The organism is Aeromonas hydrophila subsp. hydrophila ATCC 7966 (assembly GCF_000014805.1).
Classification (GTDB): Bacteria; Pseudomonadota; Gammaproteobacteria; order Enterobacterales; family Aeromonadaceae; genus Aeromonas; species Aeromonas hydrophila.
This window is the reverse complement of sequence record NC_008570.1, coordinates 1789804-1809927: the sequence shown is the minus strand read 5'-3', so window position 1 is coordinate 1809927 and position 20124 is coordinate 1789804. Positions and strand designations below refer to the sequence as shown.

The window sequence follows — 20124 nt, the reverse complement described above, 5'->3', positions numbered from 1 at the left end:
ACCCCATCCATATATAAGAAGAGGGGGCCAAGGCCCCCTTGCCCAAGGACAAGAGATGACACCACATTACTCCCGCCTGGCCTGCCTGCTGGCCCCCCTGCTCACCGCCTGTGGCGGTGGCGGCTCGGACGAGGCGCCGCTGGCGGTCCCCGACTACAGCCTGACCGTGACCCTGCCCGAAGCCGGCACCCTGTGCGTCAACCTCAACCAGAATACATCTTGTGATGCGGGCGAGCCCAGTGTCAGCGGCGCGGCCGGTACTCACCGGTTGAGCGGCAGCGCCCCGGCGCTGTTGACCAGTACCTTGCTGTTCTTGCCAAGCAACCCGGCCGCCCCCGTGCTGCTGCACCCCGCCGCCCGGCTCGACGGCCAGCACCTGACCCCCAGCCCGCTCAGCACCCTGCTGCAATACCGCATCGCCGAGGGGCAGCCTCCGAGGCAAGCCCTCGACCAGCTGCTGAGTGCGCTGGCGCCGCTGCAACCGGGCCAGGATCTGGCCGCCCTCTCCCGGCTGAGCGACTTCAACCTGGCGCTGGGTCAGTTGCTGCAGGCGGTCGTCGAGACCGATCTACAGGCGCAGGAGGGCTTCTCGACCGCCACCCTGCATATGCTGGTGTGGCCGGCCATCGGCAGCCTGTTGCCCGAGCTGGTCAGCCACTTTGCCCTGCACGGCGAGCTGGCCAGCCAGCAGGCAGACGTCCGCGCCCGGCTGCTGCAACAGCACTCCCATCCGCTGATCACCGGCAGCGGCGTCACCACCTACACGGACGGGGTCGATTACCTGCTCACCCAGGAGCCCGCCGATCACCCTGGGCAGGAGGCCAGCCTCAACAAGGCGCCGCTGCGCTATCGCAAGCTGGATGACAAGGGCCAGCCCCTGCCGGATGACGCCCCCGTCTGGGAGTGTGTGGAAGATCTCAATACCGGCCTGGTCTGGGAGAAGAAGCTCGATGATCCCGCCAGCCCGCGCGATCTGCACCGCACCTTCGCCTGGGAGCTTGGCGACTATCACCCCACCCAGGAGGAACGTGACTACGCCTGCCCGGATGGTGAGGCCATCTGCACCACGGAGCAGTACCGCCAGTGGCTCAACGCCCAACAGCTGTGCGGCATCACCAGCTGGCGCATGCCCCACTCGCGCGAGCTGATGAGCCTGCAGCACTACGGCTCCCTCGCCCGCCAGGACGGCCAGCCGGTGAGCATGGACGTGCGCTACTTCCCCGATGTCGGCACCACCAGCAAGGATTTCAGCGGCTACTACTGGAGCCAGACCCTGACCCCTTCGCGCCGGCTGGAGAGCGCCCCCATCAGCGCCATCGCCCACATCTTCCTTGGCGATGATGCCGGCACCGACTACGCCACCACAGTTCAAAACAGCGATGATGCCAACGGTCTGCAACTGCGACTGGTGGCGGAGGTAACCCGATGAACCGCTTGATGTTGACCCTGCTGCTGACCCTGGGCAGCCCCCTCGCCCTGGCCACCGCCATCTGTGATGACAACATGCCCAGAACCAGCCCCACCGCCCGCTTCATCGACCGCGGCAACGGCACCGTCACGGATCGCTCCACCGGCCTGACCTGGATGCGCTGCCAGCTCGGCCAGACCTGGCGCAACCAGAGCTGCAGCGGCGAACCGACCCGGCTTTACTGGCAGCAGGCCCTGCTGACCGCCGAGCGGATCCGCACCGAGCCAAGCCATGCCCTCTACAACTTCGGTGGCTACGGCGGCTGGCGCCTGCCCACCATCAAGGAGCTGGCCAGCGTGCTGGAGTCCGCCTGCTACAAGCCGGCGCTCAACGAAACCATCTTCCCCCGCGCCATGGCCGGTGAAGGAAAAGAGGTGAACGACGGCTACGTCTATCTCTGGTCCTCGACCCCGGTACCGGCCAGCAAGGGGGTCGCCTATCTAGATATCACCAGCGGCGCCGTCGGCATGCGGGCGCCCGGCGCTTGGGCCAAGCAGGTGTTGCTGGTGCGCTGATGAAGCCGGGTGGCCAGGGGATCCCGATGAGCACAGGATCCCGACTGGCCACCCGCATTTGGCACCCGGACTGTCGCTTCGCCTCTCTTTCGTCCTGTCAGAAAATAGCCAGAACACGTCATTGTGTGCCGGATCTGCGTCATTTTACGCAGTTTTTACGTAGCAGATCGCTGGCATGAAACGGGCAGAGCGGTTAGTCTAGCGGCGTTGAACCAACCCCATGAGGTACAGATGAAAACCGTATTGCGTTTTAGCCTGCTGGGCGCCTTGTTGCTGGGCGGCCATGCCTTCGCCGCCGAACCGAAAAAATTTGATATCAGCATGTTCCCGGCCGCCGAAGTGAACCAGGAACGTGTGGTGATCCGCCTGCCGGAAGTCGAGAACGAAGCCGACATGATGGTCGAGCTGCAGGTCGGCAAGAAAATGATGGTCGATTGCAATGTGCCGCGTTTTGCCGGCAACCTGGAACAGCACAGCGTCAAAGGCTGGGGCTACAACTACCTGATGCTCGGCAAGGTGTCCGATCCCATCAGCACCCTGATGGCCTGCCCGGATGGCCAGAAGAAAGAGACCTTCGTCCAGATCTACGGTCAGGGCTTCTTCGTGAACTACAACTCCAAGCTGCCGTTCGTGCTCTACGTACCGCAGGAGTATGAAGTGCGCTACCGTCTGTGGCGTGCCGACACCCTGGCTCAGCCAGCCATGATAGAGTGAGTCTCCATCGAGACCAAACCTCCCGCTTTGGTTCATGAACACAACAAAATAGAGCGCCGAATGGCGCTTTATTTTTAGCCAAATGTCGTCTGACCAGAGCTTCGAACCTTTACAGAACCTGACATAACTCCGCTTTTTTTCTCACTTTTTTGACCTTCCCCCCGGCTCAGACCCACTGGATCATGGCTAAACCGCTTTCGATTAAAGATATTTATCCATATAGTGAAAAAATTGATTTTGCACTCTGCGACGGCCTGATGATACTTGCCCGCAAAGGTCAAACTAACCAGAAAAAGAGCACTATGAGCTTCGAATCAGACAAGCGTTTCAACGACTTCAAACATTTTCCCCGTGGCCTGCGTCGCAGTGGCGAATTCACTGTGGCCGAAGCGGACAGTCTGGAAAAATACGGTACCGCCATGCTCGCGCTCTATCAGGGCAACCTGGCTCCGCGCGATGACGTAGAAAGCGCCTTTATCGAACAGGTCAAATCCGGCGCCGCCGGCAGCAACCCCCACGCCAAGGTGTGGTTCAAGTATCTGAAGGTGATCGGTCCCAAGCGCGTACACCGGCTGTGCACCGTCGCTGGCGGTGCCAACGAGGAGACCGGTGGTGGCGGCTTTGAAGGTGGCAGTGGTGGTGGCAGCGACGAGTCCATCGATTAATGGATACCGAACTGCTTCGGACGTTTATCGAGGTCAGCAAGACCCGGCACTTCGGCCGGGCAGCTGAAAATCTCTACCTGACCCAGTCGGCGGTGAGCTTTCGGATCCGCCAGCTCGAACAGCAACTCGGGGTCAGTCTGTTTGCCCGTCATCGCAACAACATCCGCCTGACCGCCTCCGGTGAGCGTCTGCTGCCCTACGCAGACGCCATCTTGCATACCCTGGGCCGCGCCAAGCAGGATGTGGCCCTCTCCCCCGGTTTCAGCCAGCAGCTCGCCATCGGTGCCCCCGCGGTGTTCTGGGAGCTCGACTTCAATGACTGGCTCAACCATGTCTATGCCCTGGCCCCCGGTCTGGCGGTGCGACTCGAGACCGCCTCCCGCGAGCACCTATGCCGCCAGCTGCTGGAGCGCTCCCTCGATCTCGCCCTGCTCTCAGAGCCGACCAAGATCGACGAGATTGCCCTGCACCCCATCGGCGAGCTGGTGTTCGAGCTGGTGAGCCGGGATGCCGCCGCCAACGCCGACAGCCTGATACAGATGCCGCACATTCATCTGGATTGGGGCACCAGCTTTGAGGCCCAGCCCAGCCGGCTGCAGAGCCTGCAAAAGACCCCGGTGCTGCACTCGAGCTCCGCCAACATGGCGCTGCAGTTCGTGCTGGCCAACGGTGGCGCCGCCTACCTGCCGCGGCGCATGGTGAGCCCCTTCCTCGAGCAGGGTCGCCTGCACCTGGTGGAAGGCGCTCAGGCCTTGAGCCGTCCGCTCTACCTCGCCTATCTGGAAAAATCCGATCGCCGGGAGCTGATCGATCAGTTGCTGACCCTGCCTCTGGGCTGGGATGGCGCCGATCTGCGCTTGCCGCAGCCAGAATAGAGGCGGTACAGCGCACAAGCGGGAGTACAAAAGCAAAAGGGGCCGACAGGCCCCTTTTGCTTTTGGTTATTCTCAGCCGTGATGACGACGATCGTTGGCCTGGGCCAACAGGGTGCGGCTTTCACGCAGGAACTCGTCCGCCCGCTCGCCGAAGAAGCCGGAGACCTGGCTGAAGGCCTCGATGAAACCCTCCCGGTCCCCCCGCTCCAGCAGGCCCAGCGCCTCGCCGAAGTTCTGGTAGTAGCGGCGGATCATCGCCAGATTCTGCGGCGACGACAGTATGATGTCGGCGTAGAGGTGGGGATCCTGGGCGAACAGCCGTCCCACCATGGCCAGCTCCAGCCGATAGATGGGGGAGCTCAACGCCAGCAGGCGATCGATGTTGGCCTGCTCGCGGGAGAGGTGCCAGCCGTAGGCAAAGGTGGCGAAGTGGCGCAGCGCCTGGATAAAGGTCATCGCCTCGTCGTGAGCCTTGGCCTCCACCTGCTGCAGGCGGGCGCCCCAGATGGTCATCTGCTCCAGCAGCCACTGGCTGGCGGCAGGCTCGCGCCCCTGACAGCAGACGATCACCTGCTTGGCGAGGCTCGCCACATCCGGCCCGAACATGGGGTGCAGCCCCAGCACCGGCCCCTGGTGTACCGCCAGCATATGGGCAAGCGGTTCACTCTTGACGCTGGTCACGTCCACCAGCAGGCAGTCCGCCGGCAGGTTGCCGAGCCGATCGATCACCTCGCAGGTGACGTCGATGGGCACCGCCACCATCACCAGTCCGGCGCCGTGCAGGATCTCGTCGGCCCGCGGCCAGTCGGCCTGACCCAGGGTCTCGACCCGGTAGCCCGAGAGGCTGAACAGGTTGCCGAACAGGCGGCCAAGCTGCCCCTCGCCACCGATGATGACCACCTTGCCGAGCTCAGGCTTCATGCACTTGAAGTGGTGCTCCTTGTCGCTGGCGGACTCTAGAATATAGGATTCGCGCATCACCCGACGCAGCACATCCTCGATAAGGTCCCCCGGCACCCCCAGGACTTCGGCCTCGGCGCGGCGGCGAGCCAGCATGCTCGCTTCCCGATCCGGTGCATAGATGGGCAGGCCGTGCCGGCTCTTCACTTCCCCCACTTCCCCCACCAGGGCGAGACGGGCGGCCAGCAGATCAATCAGCTGCTTGTCCACCGCATCGATTTTGTCCCTGAGGGCATTCAACTCTTCAGCCATATCCGGTCCCTGCGGCGCCGCCCGCAGCGACGCCCTGTGATTCAAGAGGCAACGAGGTGCCACCGCCTCGGCCGATGACACCTCGCTTGTTCAATCAGTGCTGACAAGATACCACGGCTTATGCCTTGGTTCTGGCCAAAAGTGGTGCCGCCAGCTGGCTGTGGCAGCGGGCCAGCAGCGCGTCCGTGGTCTCCCAGTCGATGCAGGCATCGGTGATGGAGACGCCGTAGCGCATCTCGCACTTGGGCTGCTCGCTCGACTGATTGCCTTCGAACAGGTTGGATTCGAGCATCACCCCGATGATGGAGCGGTTGCCCTCCTGGATCTGGTGGATCACGTTGTCAGCCACCTTGGGCTGCAGCCGGTGATCCTTGCTGGAGTTGCCATGACTGCAATCCACCACCAAACCGGGCAGCAGGCCCGCCTTCTCCAGCGCCTCTTCCGCCAGCGACACATTGACCGAGTCGTAGTTCGGGTGCTTGCCGCCGCGCAGGATCACGTGACCATCCGGGTTGCCCTGGGTCTGCAGCAACGCGACCTGGCCCTGCTGGTTGATCCCCATGAAGGCGTGGGGGCTGGAGGCGGCCTGCAGCGCATTGATGGCGGTGCCCAGGTTGCCGTCGGTGCCGTTCTTGAAGCCAACCGGCATGGAGAGGCCGGAGGCCATCTCCCTGTGGGTCTGGGATTCGGTGGTGCGGGCACCGATGGCCGACCAGGAGAAGAGCTCCGCCAGGTATTGCGGACTGATGGGGTCTAGCGCCTCGGTCGCCAGCGGCAGCTCCAGCTCGGCCAGCCAGCAGAGCAGCTCGCGGGCGCGGTGCAGACCCAGCTCCACGTCGAAGGTGCCATCCAGGTTCGGATCGTTGATAAAGCCCTTCCAGCCGACCGTGGTGCGCGGCTTCTCAAAGTAGACCCGCATGACAATGTAGAGAGAGTCCTGATAGGCGTCATGCAGCGCTTTGAGTCTGGTTGCGTACTCTTTGGCGGCGTCCATGTCGTGGATCGAGCAGGGACCACAGATCACCAGCAAGCGGTGATCGCGACGGTGGATGATGTCGGCGATGGTATTGCGGGCCCCTTGCACGAATGCCAGCGCGCGATCGGAGATGGGCAGTTTCTCCTTGAGCTGGGCAGGCGTGATCATCACTTGTTCGGACTGGATATGGATGTTGTTCAGGGGATCTCTTTGCATGTTCTCATTCTCTCTACTGTTTTAAGCCAATTGCGCTGACCGTTCATTTTTATTTACACAAGTCAGCACTTTGTTACGCAACCGCCCTCACCTTACCAATTAAAAACAAACAATCAAGTGAAACCAGTGGATTTATTCGCTGGTAGATGGATAAATGACCACAAAAGTGACCCTTTCGGCCAGAAAATAGCGATCCGCGCATGCTCCGCACACCAAAAACGTAAACATATGATTACGCTCTTCTGTTTTCTCTTGCCAACAGGCATAAAAAAGCGGGGCACCTGGCCCCGCTTGCATTCCCGTGTTGCTCTTCTTTTATTATTTGCCGTGAGCCTTGATCACCTCGACCGCCTTGTCGGGGAAGTCGCTGAATACCCCGTCCACATCAGCCTGATAGAGGAAGATGTTGAGCAGATCGGTGAAGTCTTTCGCATAGGCCGGGATCTGGCCCTCATCCTGACGGAAGGTATAAGGATGCACTTTGAGGCCGGCCGCGTGGGCCTCTTTCACCATGCCGGTGAAGGTCGGTTTACCCAGGGTACCCGGCTCCGGAACTATCATCGGCTTCCAGGGGCCGATCCCCTCGGCATAGCCGGCGATCTCCTTCATGGCGCCCGGCTTGAACATCCAGTCATAGCTGTAGGGGGTTGCCTTGCCCTTGGCGTCATAGACCATGGTCTCGTTCCAGTCGGTCTCGGCCATCAGCTGCACCAACTTCAAGTCCATGCCCATGGCGGGCATCAGTTCGCTGTTGATGCGCTTGAGCTCGTTGGTATCGAAACACTGCAGATAGACCTTGTCGCTCTTGCTGGTGTAGCCGTACTCCTTCAACACCTTGAGCACCGCCTTGGAGATGTCCTTGCCCTCATGGCGGAACAGCCAGGGGGCCTTTATCTCCGGGTAGATACCGATGTTCTTGCCGGTGCTCTTGTTGAGCCCCTGGATCATCTCGATCTCTTCCTGGAAGGTATGGATCTTGAAGCTCGACTTCCACAGCGGGAAGCGGGCCGGGTAGACCGGCACCTGCTTGCCTTCCACCAACTGGAACGGCTCGGTCATGCGCAGGGAGCGCACCTCGTCCAGGGTGAAGTCCACCACATAGTAGCGACCATCCGGGCGGGCCCGGCCAGGGAAGCGCTCGGCCACATCGGTGATGCCATCGAGGAAGTGATCGTGCATCACCACCAGCTGGTCATCCTTGGTCATCACCAGATCCTGCTCCAGATAGTCGGCCCCCATGCCATAGGCCAATGCCTTGGACTCCAGGGTGTGCTCGGGCAGGTAGCCGGAGGCCCCCCGGTGAGCGATCACTATCTTGCCTTCATCGGCCGCCAGTGCGGGCAATGCCAGGGCGGCCCCCAGACCAAGGGCAAGCAGGGAGAGAGAGTGTTTTTTCATGCGCGGTGCTCTTTGTTATTGTTTATGGGATGTAGGTTATTGTTATAACAGAGGTTTATTGCATTTTTACGGCGGGCGGCCAGGGCCGCCCGCCAGGGGTGATCAGCAGGCTTCGGGCAGGGCGTGGTGGTGTTCGCTGAGCCAGGCAGCCAGTTGCTGCTGCTCGGCTTCGGACAGACGCAGCCCCAGCTTGCTGCGGCGCCACAGAATGTCTTCCAGGCTGCAGGCCCACTCCCGCTCGATAAGGTAGCGCACCTCAGATTCGTACAGTCCGGCACCAAAGTGCTGGCCACGCTCCTGGTGCAGCCAGAGGCGGGCATGGGCGCCATAGGCCTCGGCAATGCGCAGGGCACTGCGATCATCGAGCCAGTCAAATTCCAGCGCAAAGGCGCGCGCCAGCTCGCGCACCGAGCAGTCGAACTCGCCACCGGGCAGCCGGCTGTTGGCGGTCCAGTCATCCCCCATCTGGCTGAACCAGGGCTTGAGCTTGTTGCAGGCAGCCTGGGCCAACTTGCGATAGGTGGTGAGCTTGCCGCCAAACACTGACAACAGCGGCGCACCGTCGGATTCGCCGGACAGTTCGAGGGTGTAGTCGCGGGTCACCGCCTGCGGCGAGTCGGACTCGTCGTCGCACAGCGGGCGCACCCCGGCGTAGGTCCAGATCACGTCTTTGGGGGCGATCTGACGGGTGAAGTGGGCGTTGACCACCTTGCACAGGTAGTTGATCTCGGCGTCGCTGATCTTCGCTTCGCGCGGGCTGCCCTTGTGCTCCACGTCCGTGGTGCCGATCAGCGAGTAGTCCTGCTGATAAGGGATGACGAAGACGATGCGGTTGTCCTCGTTTTGCAGGATGTAGGCCTCTTCGCGCTCATGGATGCGCGGCACTATCATGTGGCTGCCCTTGATGAGACGAATGCCGCGCGGGGATTTCTCGTGCAGGCTCTCGTCATAGAAGGTCTTGACCCAGGGGCCGGCCGCATTGACCAGACCGCGGCAGGTGACGTTGAACTGCTCGCCCCCTTCCCGCTCCAGGGTCAGGGTCCAGTGTTTGGAGCCGCGCACAGCCTTGACGCAGCGGGTGCGGGTCTGCACGTCGGCGCCCTTGTCGCGCGCCATCATGGCGTTGAGCACCACCAGCCGGGCGTCGTCGACCCAGGCGTCCGAATACTCGAACCCCTTGCTGATGCCGGCGGTGAGGCCATCCTGCGGCAGGAAGCGCACGCCGCAGCTGCCCTTGAGCTTGTCGCGCTTGGCCAGGTTGTCATAGAGGAACAGGCCGGCACGGATCATCCAGGCCGGGCGCAGGTGCGGGCGATGGGGCAGCCGAAAACGCATGGGACGGGCGATGTGGGGGGCCATGCCGAGCAGCACCTCCCGCTCCGCCAGCGCCTCTTTCACCAGCCGGAATTCGTAGTGTTCGAGGTAGCGCAGGCCGCCGTGGATCAGCTTGCTGGAGTTGGAAGAGGTGGCAGAGGCGAGATCGCGCGCCTCGAACAGGGCAACCTTCAGACCCCGCCCCGCTGCATCAGCCGCAATGCCTACCCCGTTGATGCCGCCGCCGACGACGACCAGATCATAATGTTCGCTCATGTTCACCTACTTTCTTATTTTGACCTTGCGAAACCGTCGCAATGTTTGATTTCGCTCATATTAGAGCATGAAAAAATGATAAACGAACATTTTATGGAGAAAATGTGATCGCGATTGTTTTGGCAATGCTAAAAATGCTGCCGGTCGGTGATAAAGCGGCGCAGCCTGGGGAAAACGGGGGCGAGGCTGTGAGCGAGATCGCGCTTTTGGGGACATCAGCACGGCATTGGCGGTGGAATGAGGGCGGGCAGAAGTGCGGGGAGGCTGAAAACGAAGCGGCCGCCCGATGGCGGCCTGGTGCTGGAACGGGTTAACGGCGACTCAGCAGATGTGGCACTCGATCTGATGCTGGGACATCAGCCGCATCAGCTTCTCCGGCGGCTCCTGATCGGTGAACAGGGCGTGGATCTGGCTGAGGTTGCCGAGGTTGACCATGGCGTTGCGACCGAACTTGGTGTGGTCGGCGGCCAGGAACACCTGACGGGAGTGGGCAATGATGGCCTGGGCAATCTTCACCTCGTGGTAGTCGAAGTCGAGCAATGAGCCGTCGCTGTCGATGCCCGAGATGCCGATGACGCCGTAGTCCATGCGAAACTGGCCGATGAAGTCGCGGGTCGCCTCCCCCACGATGCCGCCGTCCCGGTTGCGAATTTCGCCGCCGGCGATGATGACGGTGAAGTCATCCTTGGCGGTGAGGATGCTGGCCACGTTGAGGTTGTTGGTGACGATGCGCAGCTCGCGGTGATCGAGCAGGGCGCGGGCGATGGCTTCGGTGGTGGTGCCTATGTCGATAAAGAGCGAGGAACCATCGGGAATGTTGGCAGCCACCTCACGGGCGATACGCTCTTTCTCCTTGAGCTGCATCACCTTACGGGCGCTGTAGGCGGTGTTGACGGTACTCGAATGCAGGGAGGCCCCGCCATGGTGGCGCCGGATCTTGTTCTGCTCGGCGAGATCGTTGAGATCCCGGCGAATGGTCTGGGGGCTGACGTCAAAGTGGGTCACCAGATCCTCGGTCGAGACAAAGCCCTGCCGCGTCAGGACGTCCAGGATCTCCAGATGTCGTTGGGTTTGCTTCACGCTTGAACTCCGATGATGAGACGAAAAAAGGCCCCGGCAGATGCGGGGCCTTGGGGAGTTTACCTGATCCCTTTTCCAATCGATAAGGGCAGGATCACGTTTTATGCCTTATGGGCAGCCGCTTTGGCGGCAATCGACTGGTTCTCGTGCTTGAGGGTCATCGCCAGCAGGATGATGGAGAGCACGCAGGAAGCGGTCAGCACCATGAAGCCGCCATCCCAGCCGAAGTGGTCAACGGTGTAGCCCAGCATGGCGTTGGCCGCGACCGCGCCACCCAGATAACCGAACAGACCGGTGAAGCCTGCCGCAGTACCGGCGGCCTTCTTCGGCGCCAGCTCCAGGGCATAGAGGCCGATCAGCATGACGGGGCCGTAGATGAGGAAGCCGATGGCCACCAGCGCCATCATGTCGACGGTCGGGTTGCCGGCCGGGTTGAACCAGTAGACCAGCACGGCCACGGTCACCAGCACCATAAACAGGATGCCGGCCGGTGCACGGCGGCCCTGGAACATCTTGTCAGAGATCCAGCCGCACAGCAGGGTGCCCGGAATACCCGCCCACTCGTACAGGAAGTACGCCCAGGAGGAGTTGTCGACGCTGAAGTCCTTGGCCTCTTTCAGGTAGGTCGGCGCCCAGTCCAGCACACCGTAGCGAATCAGGTAAACGAAGGCGTTGGCAATGGCGATGTACCACAGCAGCTTGTTGTGCAGCACGTACTTGACGAAGATCTCCTTGGCGGAAAACTCCTGCTCGTGGCTTTCGTTATAGTCCTTCGGATAGTCGTTCTTGTGCTCTTCAATGGGGGGCAAACCGACCGATTGCGGGGTGTCACGCATCACGAAGAAGGCGATCACCGCGATGGCAGCAGCGGCAGCAGCCGGCACATAGAAGGCACTGCGCCAGTCGTTGAACCAGCCCATCCCCAGAATGAACAGCGGACCTATCATGCCGCCACCCACGTTGTGGGCCACGTTCCAGACCGCAACCACTTCACCGCGCTCTTTCTGTGACCACCAGTGCACCATGGTGCGACCGCAGGGCGGCCAGCCCATGCCCTGTGCCCAGCCGTTCAGGAACAACAGCACGAACATGATGGCGATGCTGGAGGTGGCCCAGTGCATGGTCCCCATCATGAACATGATGCCGGCCGACAGCAGCAGACCGGCGGAGAGGAAGTAGCGGGCGTTGGAGCGGTCCGACACGTTCCCCATCAGGAACTTGGAAAGACCGTAGGCGATGGAGACGCCGGACAGCGCCAGACCCAGATCACCGCGGGAGAAGCCCTGCTCGATCAGATAGGGCATCGCCAGACTGAAGTTTTTCCGTACCAGGTAGTAACCGGCATAACCGAAGAAGATCCCGAAAAACACCTGCCAACGCATGCGTTTGTAGAAGGGGTCGACCTTGTCGGCCGGGAGCCTGTCTATGTGTGGTGCAGGCCTGAAGAGACTAAGCATGTTCTGCTTCCTTATTGTTGTTGTGGGCGGTTGAGGGTGCCCTGTCCATGCTGACCAATCAGATGAGTCCTAATTCGAAAGCGAGCCTATTGTGCTCATATGTGAACATTTAATCTGTGATGGAGGCTGAAATATTGCAGTTTTATTACAAAAGAAAGTGTCAAATGAGCAATCACTCATCAGCCGCAATCCCTTGTGTAGCAAGGCTTTTGGCTACCCACTAAGTGGTATAACCACTGTATCAACTTGCTTTCCGTCACATTTTCTTAGCAATGAGTGGGATCTTGTCCACATTTCCTGCGGGGAGGGAGTGGTGAATGGGCGATTTAGGTTTATTTTCTCTCTCGTCCGAGAACGAGCGCAAACGAGCATAACGTTTGCGTCAGCTCAAAAAACAAGAAGAAACGTTTTCGGACGCAATAATGGGAATGAAAAACAACAAAACGGAACATCAAACCTACTCTGGGTGGATATAAGGAATAACGGTATGAGCATACAAAGACCCAATACCCTGCTTGGCGAATGCATTGCCGAGTTTATCGGAACCGGCCTGCTGATCTTCTTCGGCGTCGGCTGCGTGGCCGCACTGGTGCTGGCGGGAGCCAACTTCGGGCAATGGGAAATTTCCATTACCTGGGGTCTGGGCGTCGCCATCGCCATCTATGTCACCGGCGGTATCTCCGGTGCCCACCTCAACCCGGCCGTGACCCTGGCGCTGATGACCTTCTGCGGGTTCGACAAGCGCAAAGTGGTGCCCTACATCATCGCCCAGGTTGCCGGCGCCTTCTGCTTCGCGGCGCTGGTCTACTTCCTCTATGGTAACCTTTTCACCCAGTGGGAAGTGACCCACAACGTGGTGCGCGGCAGCGTCGAGAGCCTCGGCAGCGCTGGCATCTTCTCTACCTACCCCAATGCTCTGCTCTCCAACATGCAGGCCTTCGCGGTCGAGATGGTGATCACCGCCGTGCTGATGCTGGGCATCATGGCACTGGGTGACAACAACAACGGTGCCCCCAAAGGCTTCGCCGCCGCCCTGCTGATCGGTATCCTGATCGCGGTGATCGGCGCCTCCCTTGGCCCCTTAACCGGTTTCGCCATGAACCCGGCCCGTGATTTCGGCCCCAAACTGTTCGCCTTCCTGGCCGGCTGGGGTGACGTGGCCATGACCGGTGGTCGTGACAACCCCTACTTCTGGGTGCCCATCCTCGGCCCCATCGTCGGTGCCCAGATCGGTACTGCTCTTTATGTAAAAGTGTTGGCTCCCTGTGTGCCGGGCAACCGCGTCGCCACCGAAGAAGCCGCCAAGCTGTCTAACAAAGAAGAGGCCGCCGCCTAAGAGCGGCCCTCCCCAACGTGTAAAAACGTGGAAAATAAAAACGTGGAGAACATCATGTCTGCTGAAAAGAAATATGTCGTCGCTCTGGACCAGGGTACTACCTCTTCCCGTGCCATCGTGTTTGACCAGGACGCCAACATAGTCGGTACCTCCCAGCGCGAATTCACCCAGCACTACCCGAAAGCGGGCTGGGTTGAGCACGACCCGATGGAAATCTGGGCGACCCAGTCCTCCGTCTTCACCGAAGTGCTGGCCAAGACTGGCCTTCGCAGCGAAGAGATCGCCGCCATCGGCATCACCAACCAGCGTGAAACCACAGTGGTATGGGAAAAGGCCACCGGCAAACCCATCTACAACGCCATCGTCTGGCAGTGCCGCCGCACCGCGGCCATCTGTGAAGAGCTGAAAGCGCGCGGCCTGGAAGAGTACGTGCGTGAAAACACCGGTCTGGTGCTGGACGCCTACTTCTCCGGCACCAAGGTGAAGTGGATCCTCGACAACGTCGAAGGGGCCCGCGAGAAGGCGATGAACGGCGAGCTGCTGTTCGGCACCATCGATACCTGGCTGGTATGGAAGATGACCAACGGCGAAGTGCATGTCACCGACCCGACCAACGCCTCCCGTACCATGCTCTACAACATCCGCGACCTGAAGTGGGATCAGAAGATGCTGGACGAGCTGGGCATCCCCATGTCCATGCTGCCACAAGTGAAGCCCTCTTCCGAAGTGTACGGCTACACCACCCGTGGCGGCGGCTCCCGCATCCCCATCGCCGGTATCGCCGGTGACCAGCAGTCTGCCCTGTTCGGCCAGCTCTGCTTCGAGAAAGGGATGGCCAAGAACACCTATGGCACCGGCTGCTTCATGCTGATGAACACGGGTACCGAACCGGTTCGCTCCAATAACGGCCTGCTGACCACCGTCGCCATCGGCCCGAAAGGGGAAGTGAATTATGCCCTCGAGGGTGCGGTATTTATGGGCGGCGCCACCATCCAGTGGCTGCGTGACGAGCTGAAGATCATTCACGATGCCCGCGACACCGACTATTTCGCCTCCAAGGTGGGCGACACCAACGGCGTCTACCTGGTACCGGCCTTCGTCGGCCTGGGCGCTCCCTACTGGGATCCGTATGCTCGCGGCACCATGGTCGGCCTGACCCGCGGCGCCAACCGCAACCACATCATCCGTGCCGCGCTGGAATCCATCGCCTATCAGAGCCGCGATGTGCTGGATGCGATGCAGCAGGACTCCGGCATCAAGCTGGCGGCCCTCAAGGTGGACGGTGGCGCGGTAGCCAACGACTTCCTGATGCAGTTCCAGGCCGACATGATGCACACCCCGGTAGTGCGTCCGACCCGGATCGAGACCACCGCCATGGGCGCTGCCTTCCTGGCTGGCCTCGCCGTCGGCTTCTGGAAGAGCTCGGAAGAGCTGGAAGACAAGTTCAGCGTGGACCGTGAGTTCATCCCGCAGATGGACCGCGACGATCGCGCCAAGCGTTACAACGGCTGGAAGAAAGCGGTGGAACGTTCACGCCGCTGGGCAGAAGAGGAGTGATCGGGCAACCGACCCAGCCTTGAGCTGAAAAACGTGAGAGGCCGACAGCAATGTCGGCCTCTCTTTTTTAGCGCCGCCCCGATGATGACGCCCCCTATCCTGCCTCGGCAGGCACCCCAAGCACGGCGGACCCCTTCTGCCGGGCAGCCCGGTCAGAGCACGGGCGCTACAGCATCTCGCTGCCGAGCTGCTCTTTGAGGAAATCGAGCCAGACCCGCAGCCGGATGTCGCGCTGGGCATCGGAGTAGAACACCGCATTGATGGGGCGTGAGGCACCGCTGTTGCTGCGGGCCAGCACCTCCACCAGGGCCCCGCTCATCCGATCCTGCCCGGTCATGAAATCCGACAGACAGACGATCCCCTGCCCCCGCAGCGCCAGCTGGCGCAAGGTCTCACCGCTGCTGGCGCGCAGGGTCGGGGTGATGGGAAAGCGGTCCCCCTGCTCCTGGCTCAGCAGCGGCCAGTGGTTGAGGTGATCGGGGTGCAAAAAACCGAGCAGCTCGTGCCCGCTCAACAGATCTATCGGCTGGCGCGGGGTGCCGCGCTCGCGCAAATAGTCGGGGGACGCCAGCAGCCGCAGCCGCGAGCGGCCCAGCGGCAGCGCCCGCAGGGAGGAGTCGGTCAGCTCGCCGATGCGAATGGCCATGTCCACCCGCCGCTCCATCAGGTTGATAAAGCCCTCGGAGCTGTGCAGTTGCAGCTCGATGGCGGGGTAGCGGCGGCGAAACTCGCCGATGATGGGTACCAGCCGGTGCAGGATGAAGGGGGTGGCGGCATCGACCCGCAATACCCCCTCCGGCTGCTCGCGGCGCATCAGCAGCAGCCCCTCCGCCTCGCTCATCTCGGTCAGGATCTTCACCGCCCGCTGATAGAACCAGCTCCCCTCCTCGGTCAGGCTGACCCGCCTCGTGGTGCGGTTGAGCAGCACGGTCGAGAGCTTCTCTTCCAGCCGCTTGATGCCGCGGCTCACCACCGAGTTGTCCATGCCGAGGTTCTCCGCCGCCTGGCGAAAACTGCCCGCCTCCACCACCGCCACAAACAGGGTCAGTTCATCAGAATGAGTCTTCATTGCTGCAATCCAGACAAGAGTAATGGGCCTTTATAGGCGTAGCCGCTGTGTATTGGCAAGTGTACGGTGAGGCCAGTGCTTTTTTCTACAGGGAAAGAACGTGACCGCGGGCCCATATCAAACTGGCGATTTGTCAGTACAATGCAGCCAGAAAAGCACCGTATGGCACCACCCATTTCACAAGGATGAATACCATGACATTTGAAGAGCGGCTGACCGCCGCCCATCAGGAACTGGAGAGCAAAGGGGTATGGCATGCCAACTACAATCCCCCTTTGTGCAGGCTGCTGCGCAGGTTCGGTTATCCCGTCAAACCGCCTCACTATGAGGGCTGGCTAACCAACTCTCTGGCATTCGGTATCAGCTTTGGTCTTGTCTGGGGCATGATGATGTGGTTTTTCAGCTGGCGACCCATGGGAACCGAACCGTTATTTGTCCTGCGCCAAATCGCGCTATTTGCAGGATTGTTCGGCCTGTCCATGGCATCTTTGCTCTGGCTACGGCGCAAACAGCTTAAACTGACCCCGTGGGCGCAACTTGCTGAGTCCACCGATGCTGATGATGAGGGAGACGAACTGAATGAAAGCCCATGAAAAACTGAACTATGTGGAGTTTGCGGCCAGGGATCTTGCCGCCACCAAGGCCTTCTTTCAGGCCGCTTTCGGCTGGCAATTTGCCGATTATGGCACCGATTATTGCGCCTTCGAGGGAGAAGGACTGGATGGCGGTTTCTATCGCGCAGACCTCTGCAGCCAGAGCGCGCAAGGCGGCGCCCTGCTGGTGTTCTACAGCGCCGATATTGAGGCGACCCAGAGCAAGGTAGCTGGCGCCGGGGGCACAATCGTTCGCCCCCTGTTCGATTTTCCCGGTGGCCGCCGCTTTCACTTCGTCGAGCCCAGCGGCAATGAATTTGCGGTCTGGTCCGAGCCGGCCAATGCCTGATGGCAAGGGGGCGCCCCGGCGCTCCCTGCTTCTTTTACCTCACTCACTTCCTCATCGCCATCTCGCCCCGGCCCCATTCATTGCTGCTCTTATCTCAATAGTGTTTTGCGACAGCGGCCCTGTTTCGGGAAAGTCACCGTGGGCATACTGACCCTTCGTTTTTGCAAGGAGGTTCCGATGTCATCACCCGTGATTGTGATTGCCCAGCTTGAAGCCAAACCCGAATTCGCCCCCCAGTTTTGCGCCGCCCTGGATCCCTTGATCGCCGCCACCTTGCAGGAGGCTGGCTGCCTGCGCTACCAGCTGCATCAGGATCTGGACAATCCCCACAGCTGGATGCTCTACGAGGTGTGGGAGAGCGAGGCCGCCCTTCGCGCCCATCAGGGCCAGCCCCACTTTACCGAATTTGTCGCCAGGGCAGAGCCCTGGTTTGCCGGAAGCACCATTCGCCGCTATCAGCCGCTGGAGGCCTGATTTGCCGCGCCGCTGAGCGCCCTTTTGCAACCTATTTGAGGAACAACATGATGAAGATGCCCAACCTGGGTCTTGGTACCTTTCGCCTGACCGGCCAACCCCTGCGCGATTCCCTGCTGCAGGGGCTCGAGCTTGGCTATCGTCACATCGATACCGCCCAGATCTACGCCAACGAGGCCGAAGTTGGCCAGCTGATGCGCGAGAGCGGCGTACCCCGCCAGGATATCTACCTGACCACCAAGGTGTGGACCAGCGAGTTCGGGCCGGGCAAGGTGATCCCGAGCCTGGAGGTAAGCCTGGCAAAACTGGGCACCGACTATCTGGATCTGGCGCTTATTCACTGGCCCTCCCCCCAGGATGAGGTGCCGATGGCGGTCTATCTGGAGCAACTGGCCGAGGCCAAAGCCCTAGGCCTGACCCGCGAGATCGGGGTCTCCAACTTCACCGTGGCCCAGCTCAAACAGGCTATCGAGATTTTGGGGCCGGGCGTCATCGCCCATCAGCAGGTGGAGATCCACCCGCTGCTGCAAAACCGCAAGGTGGTGGCGTTCTGCCAGGCCCACGGCATCGCCATCACCGCCTATATGCCGCTCGCCTATGGCAAGGTGCTCACCGAGCCGCTGCTGATGGAAATTGGCCAGCGCCACGGCGTCTCGGCGGCCCAGGTGTCGCTGGCCTGGCTGCTGGCCCAGGGCATGGCGGTGATCCCGAGCTCCACCAAGCGGGAGAATCTGGCCGCCAACCTGGCGGCGCTGAAGGTGCAACTCAGTCGCGATGAGATGGCCGCCATAGCCACCCTGGAGCGGGGCGAGCGCTGCGCCAACCCGGATTTTGCGCCAGATTGGGATTAATAAGCAGGTTCAACCGGATTGTTCCCTCTCCCCATGAGAGAGGGCTAGGGTGAGGGTATAGCAGGCTACCCTAGGCTAGTTTTGCTGCATATACAGAATGCCCCTCATCCCCGACCCTTCTCCCGCCAGGGGAGAAAGGAGGCAATAACGATCCGGGATACTTCTCCAACCCCTAGCGGGAGGCACTGTGCCTCCCGCTTTTTTTGGTTTTGTGCGCCACTCACACAATTCCCCGCCCAATAAGACCCGAGCCATCGCGATGATTGCTGCTGATTTGGCAAAAGTAATTTGATGTCACCGTCATTTTTACCAACAAACACCCTCGGCATACTGGCGCCATTCTCCCGTCGGGAGTCCCTATCCAAGGAGTTGTTATGCCACTGGCGTTATTTGCCCTCACCCTGAGTGCCTTTGCGATCGGCACCACCGAATTCGTGATCGTGGGGCTTATCCCCACCATCGCCGAGCAGCTGAATGTCTCGCTGCCCTCGGCGGGCCTGTTGGTCAGCCTCTATGCCCTTGGCGTGGCCATCGGCGCCCCCGTGCTCACGGCGCTGACCGGCAAGGTGCCGCGCAAGTGGCTGCTGGTGGGGCTGATGGCGCTCTTCACCGCCGGCAATCTGCTCGCCTGGCAAGCCCCCGGTTACGAGAGCCTGATCGTGGCCCGCATCCTGACCGGGCTGGCGCACGGGGTCTTCTTCTCGGTGGGCAGCACCATCGCCACCGGCTTGGTGGCCAAGGAGAAAGCGGCCAGCGCCATCGCCATCATGTTCAGCGGCCTCACCATCGCGCTGGTGACCGGCGTCCCCCTCGGCACCTGGATTGGTCAGGTCTTTGGCTGGCGCGAAACCTTTCTGGTGGTGAGCCTGCTGGGCCTCGTCGCCATGGTGGGCAGCCTGCTGCTGATCCCGAGCAACCTGCCCAAGGGGGCGGCCTCGACCCTTCGCGAGCAGCTCTCGGTGCTCACCAAAAAGCCGCTGCTGCTGGTCTACGCCAAGACCGCGCTCGGTTACGGCGGCGCCTTCACCGCCTTTACCTTCCTCGCTCCCATTCTGCAGCAGGTGAGCGGCTTTAGCGCCGGCGCGGTGAGCCTCATTCTGCTGGTGTACGGGGTATCGGTCGCCGTCGGCAATATCTGGGGTGGCAAGCTGGCCGACAAGATGGGCCCGCTGCCTGCACTGAAGCTGCTGTTTGCCGGTCTCGCACTGGTGCTGCTGGTGCTCACCTTCACCGCGCCGCACCCGGTGCTGGCGGTGCTGACCGTGCTGGTGTGGGGTGCCTTTGCCTTTGGCAACGTGCCGGGTCTGCAGGTGCTGGTAGTGAAACAGGCCGAGCAGCACACCCCCAGGGCGGTGGACGTGGCATCGGGCCTCAATATCGCCGCCTTCAACGTCGGCATTGCGCTCGGCTCCGTCATCGGCGGCCTGGTGGTGGAGCACCTGGGGTTGATGCACACCCCCTGGATCGGGGCGCTGATCGTGCTGCTGGCCTACGGCCTCACCCATGTCAGCGAGCGGCAGGCCGCCCGGGTCGCCCTCCCCGCCTAAGTGACCCTTCCAGCAGGATGCAAAAAGGCCGACACCTGTGTCGGCCTTTTCATGGCTGCGTCTCAAGACTCCTTGAGATCCTCATCGGCGGCCCAGCGCGCCTCCAGCCAGAGCAGGTTGACTAGCCCGCACAACAGGGCGAAGCCCAGTCCCAGAATCCAGGTGAAATACCACATATCGCA

Annotated in this window: 20 protein-coding genes; 12 read left to right on the top strand and 8 right to left on the bottom strand. The window is 61.3% G+C overall.

Translation table 11 applies throughout. The features are described from left to right. The first annotated feature begins 55 nt into the window (after positions 1-55). The 5 genes from AHA_RS08355 to hdfR all read left to right on the top strand — a co-directional run bounded on the left by AHA_RS08355 (position 56) and on the right by hdfR (position 4237). Positions 56-1429 carry an Lcl C-terminal domain-containing protein gene (locus AHA_RS08355; RefSeq protein ID WP_011705551.1) on the top strand — a complete coding sequence of 458 codons (1374 nt, stop codon included), beginning with the start codon at positions 56-58 and terminating at the stop codon, positions 1427-1429. Next, positions 1426-1983 carry an Lcl C-terminal domain-containing protein gene (locus tag AHA_RS08350; RefSeq protein WP_011705550.1) on the top strand — a complete coding sequence of 186 codons (558 nt, stop codon included), beginning with the start codon at positions 1426-1428 and terminating at the stop codon, positions 1981-1983. The genes AHA_RS08355 and AHA_RS08350 overlap by 4 nt, the downstream gene beginning before the upstream one ends. 231 nt (positions 1984-2214) lie before the next feature. After that, a complete protein-coding gene (eco, locus tag AHA_RS08345; RefSeq protein WP_005299572.1) occupies positions 2215-2697 on the top strand; it encodes a serine protease inhibitor ecotin in 483 nt (160 codons plus the stop codon). 302 nt (positions 2698-2999) lie between these two features. Then, positions 3000-3362 carry a DUF413 domain-containing protein gene (gene maoP / locus AHA_RS08340; RefSeq protein ID WP_016350309.1) on the top strand — a complete coding sequence of 121 codons (363 nt, stop codon included), beginning with the start codon at positions 3000-3002 and terminating at the stop codon, positions 3360-3362. Beyond that, a complete protein-coding gene (gene hdfR, locus AHA_RS08335; RefSeq protein ID WP_011705547.1) occupies positions 3362-4237 on the top strand; it encodes an HTH-type transcriptional regulator HdfR in 876 nt (291 codons plus the stop codon). Before maoP ends, hdfR begins: the two co-directional genes overlap by 1 nt. A gap of 72 nt (positions 4238-4309) precedes the next feature. On the opposite strand, the gene tyrA is transcribed toward hdfR, so the two are convergent. The 6 genes from tyrA to glpT all read right to left on the bottom strand — a co-directional run bounded on the left by tyrA (position 4310) and on the right by glpT (position 12166). After that, the gene (gene tyrA, locus AHA_RS08330) at positions 4310-5449 is read right to left on the bottom strand and encodes a bifunctional chorismate mutase/prephenate dehydrogenase (RefSeq protein WP_011705546.1); all 1140 of its coding nucleotides are present in this window, start codon (positions 5447-5449) and stop codon (positions 4310-4312) included. Between the two features lie 118 nt (positions 5450-5567). Further along, positions 5568-6641, bottom strand: coding sequence for a 3-deoxy-7-phosphoheptulonate synthase (locus AHA_RS08325; RefSeq protein WP_011705545.1), 1074 nt, complete (start codon positions 6639-6641; stop codon positions 5568-5570). Positions 6642-6959: 318 nt separating this feature from the next. Beyond that, entirely contained in the window at positions 6960-8039 is a 1080-nt protein-coding gene (glpQ, locus tag AHA_RS08320) for a glycerophosphodiester phosphodiesterase (protein ID WP_011705544.1), read from the bottom strand. Positions 8040-8141: 102 nt separating this feature from the next. Beyond that, positions 8142-9629: a glycerol-3-phosphate dehydrogenase gene (gene glpD / locus AHA_RS08315; RefSeq protein WP_011705543.1), complete on the bottom strand. Its 1488-nt coding sequence runs from the start codon at positions 9627-9629 to the stop codon at positions 8142-8144. Between the two features lie 321 nt (positions 9630-9950). Further along, positions 9951-10709 carry a DeoR/GlpR family transcriptional regulator gene (locus tag AHA_RS08310; RefSeq protein ID WP_011705542.1) on the bottom strand — a complete coding sequence of 253 codons (759 nt, stop codon included), beginning with the start codon at positions 10707-10709 and terminating at the stop codon, positions 9951-9953. 101 nt (positions 10710-10810) lie between these two features. After that, positions 10811-12166, bottom strand: a complete 1356-nt coding sequence (gene glpT / locus AHA_RS08305) for a glycerol-3-phosphate transporter (RefSeq protein WP_011705541.1) — start codon at positions 12164-12166, stop codon at positions 10811-10813. Between the two features lie 487 nt (positions 12167-12653). Between glpT and AHA_RS08300 the strand changes: the two genes are divergently transcribed. Together AHA_RS08300 and glpK are read left to right on the top strand one after the other, a co-directional pair. Beyond that, the gene (locus tag AHA_RS08300; protein WP_011705540.1) at positions 12654-13502 is read left to right on the top strand and encodes an MIP/aquaporin family protein; all 849 of its coding nucleotides are present in this window, start codon (positions 12654-12656) and stop codon (positions 13500-13502) included. A gap of 54 nt (positions 13503-13556) precedes the next feature. Next, positions 13557-15059, top strand: a complete 1503-nt coding sequence (gene glpK / locus AHA_RS08295) for a glycerol kinase GlpK (RefSeq protein ID WP_011705539.1) — start codon at positions 13557-13559, stop codon at positions 15057-15059. A 166-nt stretch (positions 15060-15225) separates the two neighbouring features. Here glpK and AHA_RS08290 read toward each other — a convergent pair whose 3' ends face one another. Further along, positions 15226-16128, bottom strand: coding sequence for a LysR substrate-binding domain-containing protein (locus tag AHA_RS08290; RefSeq protein WP_011705538.1), 903 nt, complete (start codon positions 16126-16128; stop codon positions 15226-15228). Positions 16129-16322: 194 nt separating this feature from the next. Here AHA_RS08290 and AHA_RS08285 point away from each other — a divergent pair, with 194 nt between their 5' ends. From AHA_RS08285 to AHA_RS08265, 5 genes are all read left to right on the top strand, one after another. Beyond that, positions 16323-16721 (top strand): DUF6404 family protein, encoded by a 399-nt coding sequence (locus tag AHA_RS08285; protein WP_077392343.1) that lies wholly within the window; start codon positions 16323-16325, stop codon positions 16719-16721. Further along, entirely contained in the window at positions 16708-17070 is a 363-nt protein-coding gene (locus AHA_RS08280; protein WP_011705537.1) for a VOC family protein, read from the top strand. The genes AHA_RS08285 and AHA_RS08280 overlap by 14 nt, the downstream gene beginning before the upstream one ends. 177 nt (positions 17071-17247) lie before the next feature. Continuing rightward, positions 17248-17544, top strand: a complete 297-nt coding sequence (locus AHA_RS08275; protein WP_011705536.1) for a putative quinol monooxygenase — start codon at positions 17248-17250, stop codon at positions 17542-17544. A gap of 47 nt (positions 17545-17591) precedes the next feature. Further along, positions 17592-18395, top strand: a complete 804-nt coding sequence (gene dkgB / locus AHA_RS08270; RefSeq protein WP_011705535.1) for a 2,5-didehydrogluconate reductase DkgB — start codon at positions 17592-17594, stop codon at positions 18393-18395. A gap of 374 nt (positions 18396-18769) precedes the next feature. After that, entirely contained in the window at positions 18770-19942 is a 1173-nt protein-coding gene (locus AHA_RS08265) for an MFS transporter (RefSeq protein ID WP_011705534.1), read from the top strand. Positions 19943-20004: 62 nt separating this feature from the next. On the opposite strand, the gene cydX is transcribed toward AHA_RS08265, so the two are convergent. Next, a complete protein-coding gene (cydX, locus tag AHA_RS08260; protein WP_005310033.1) occupies positions 20005-20118 on the bottom strand; it encodes a cytochrome bd-I oxidase subunit CydX in 114 nt (37 codons plus the stop codon). Positions 20119-20124 lie beyond the last annotated feature (6 nt).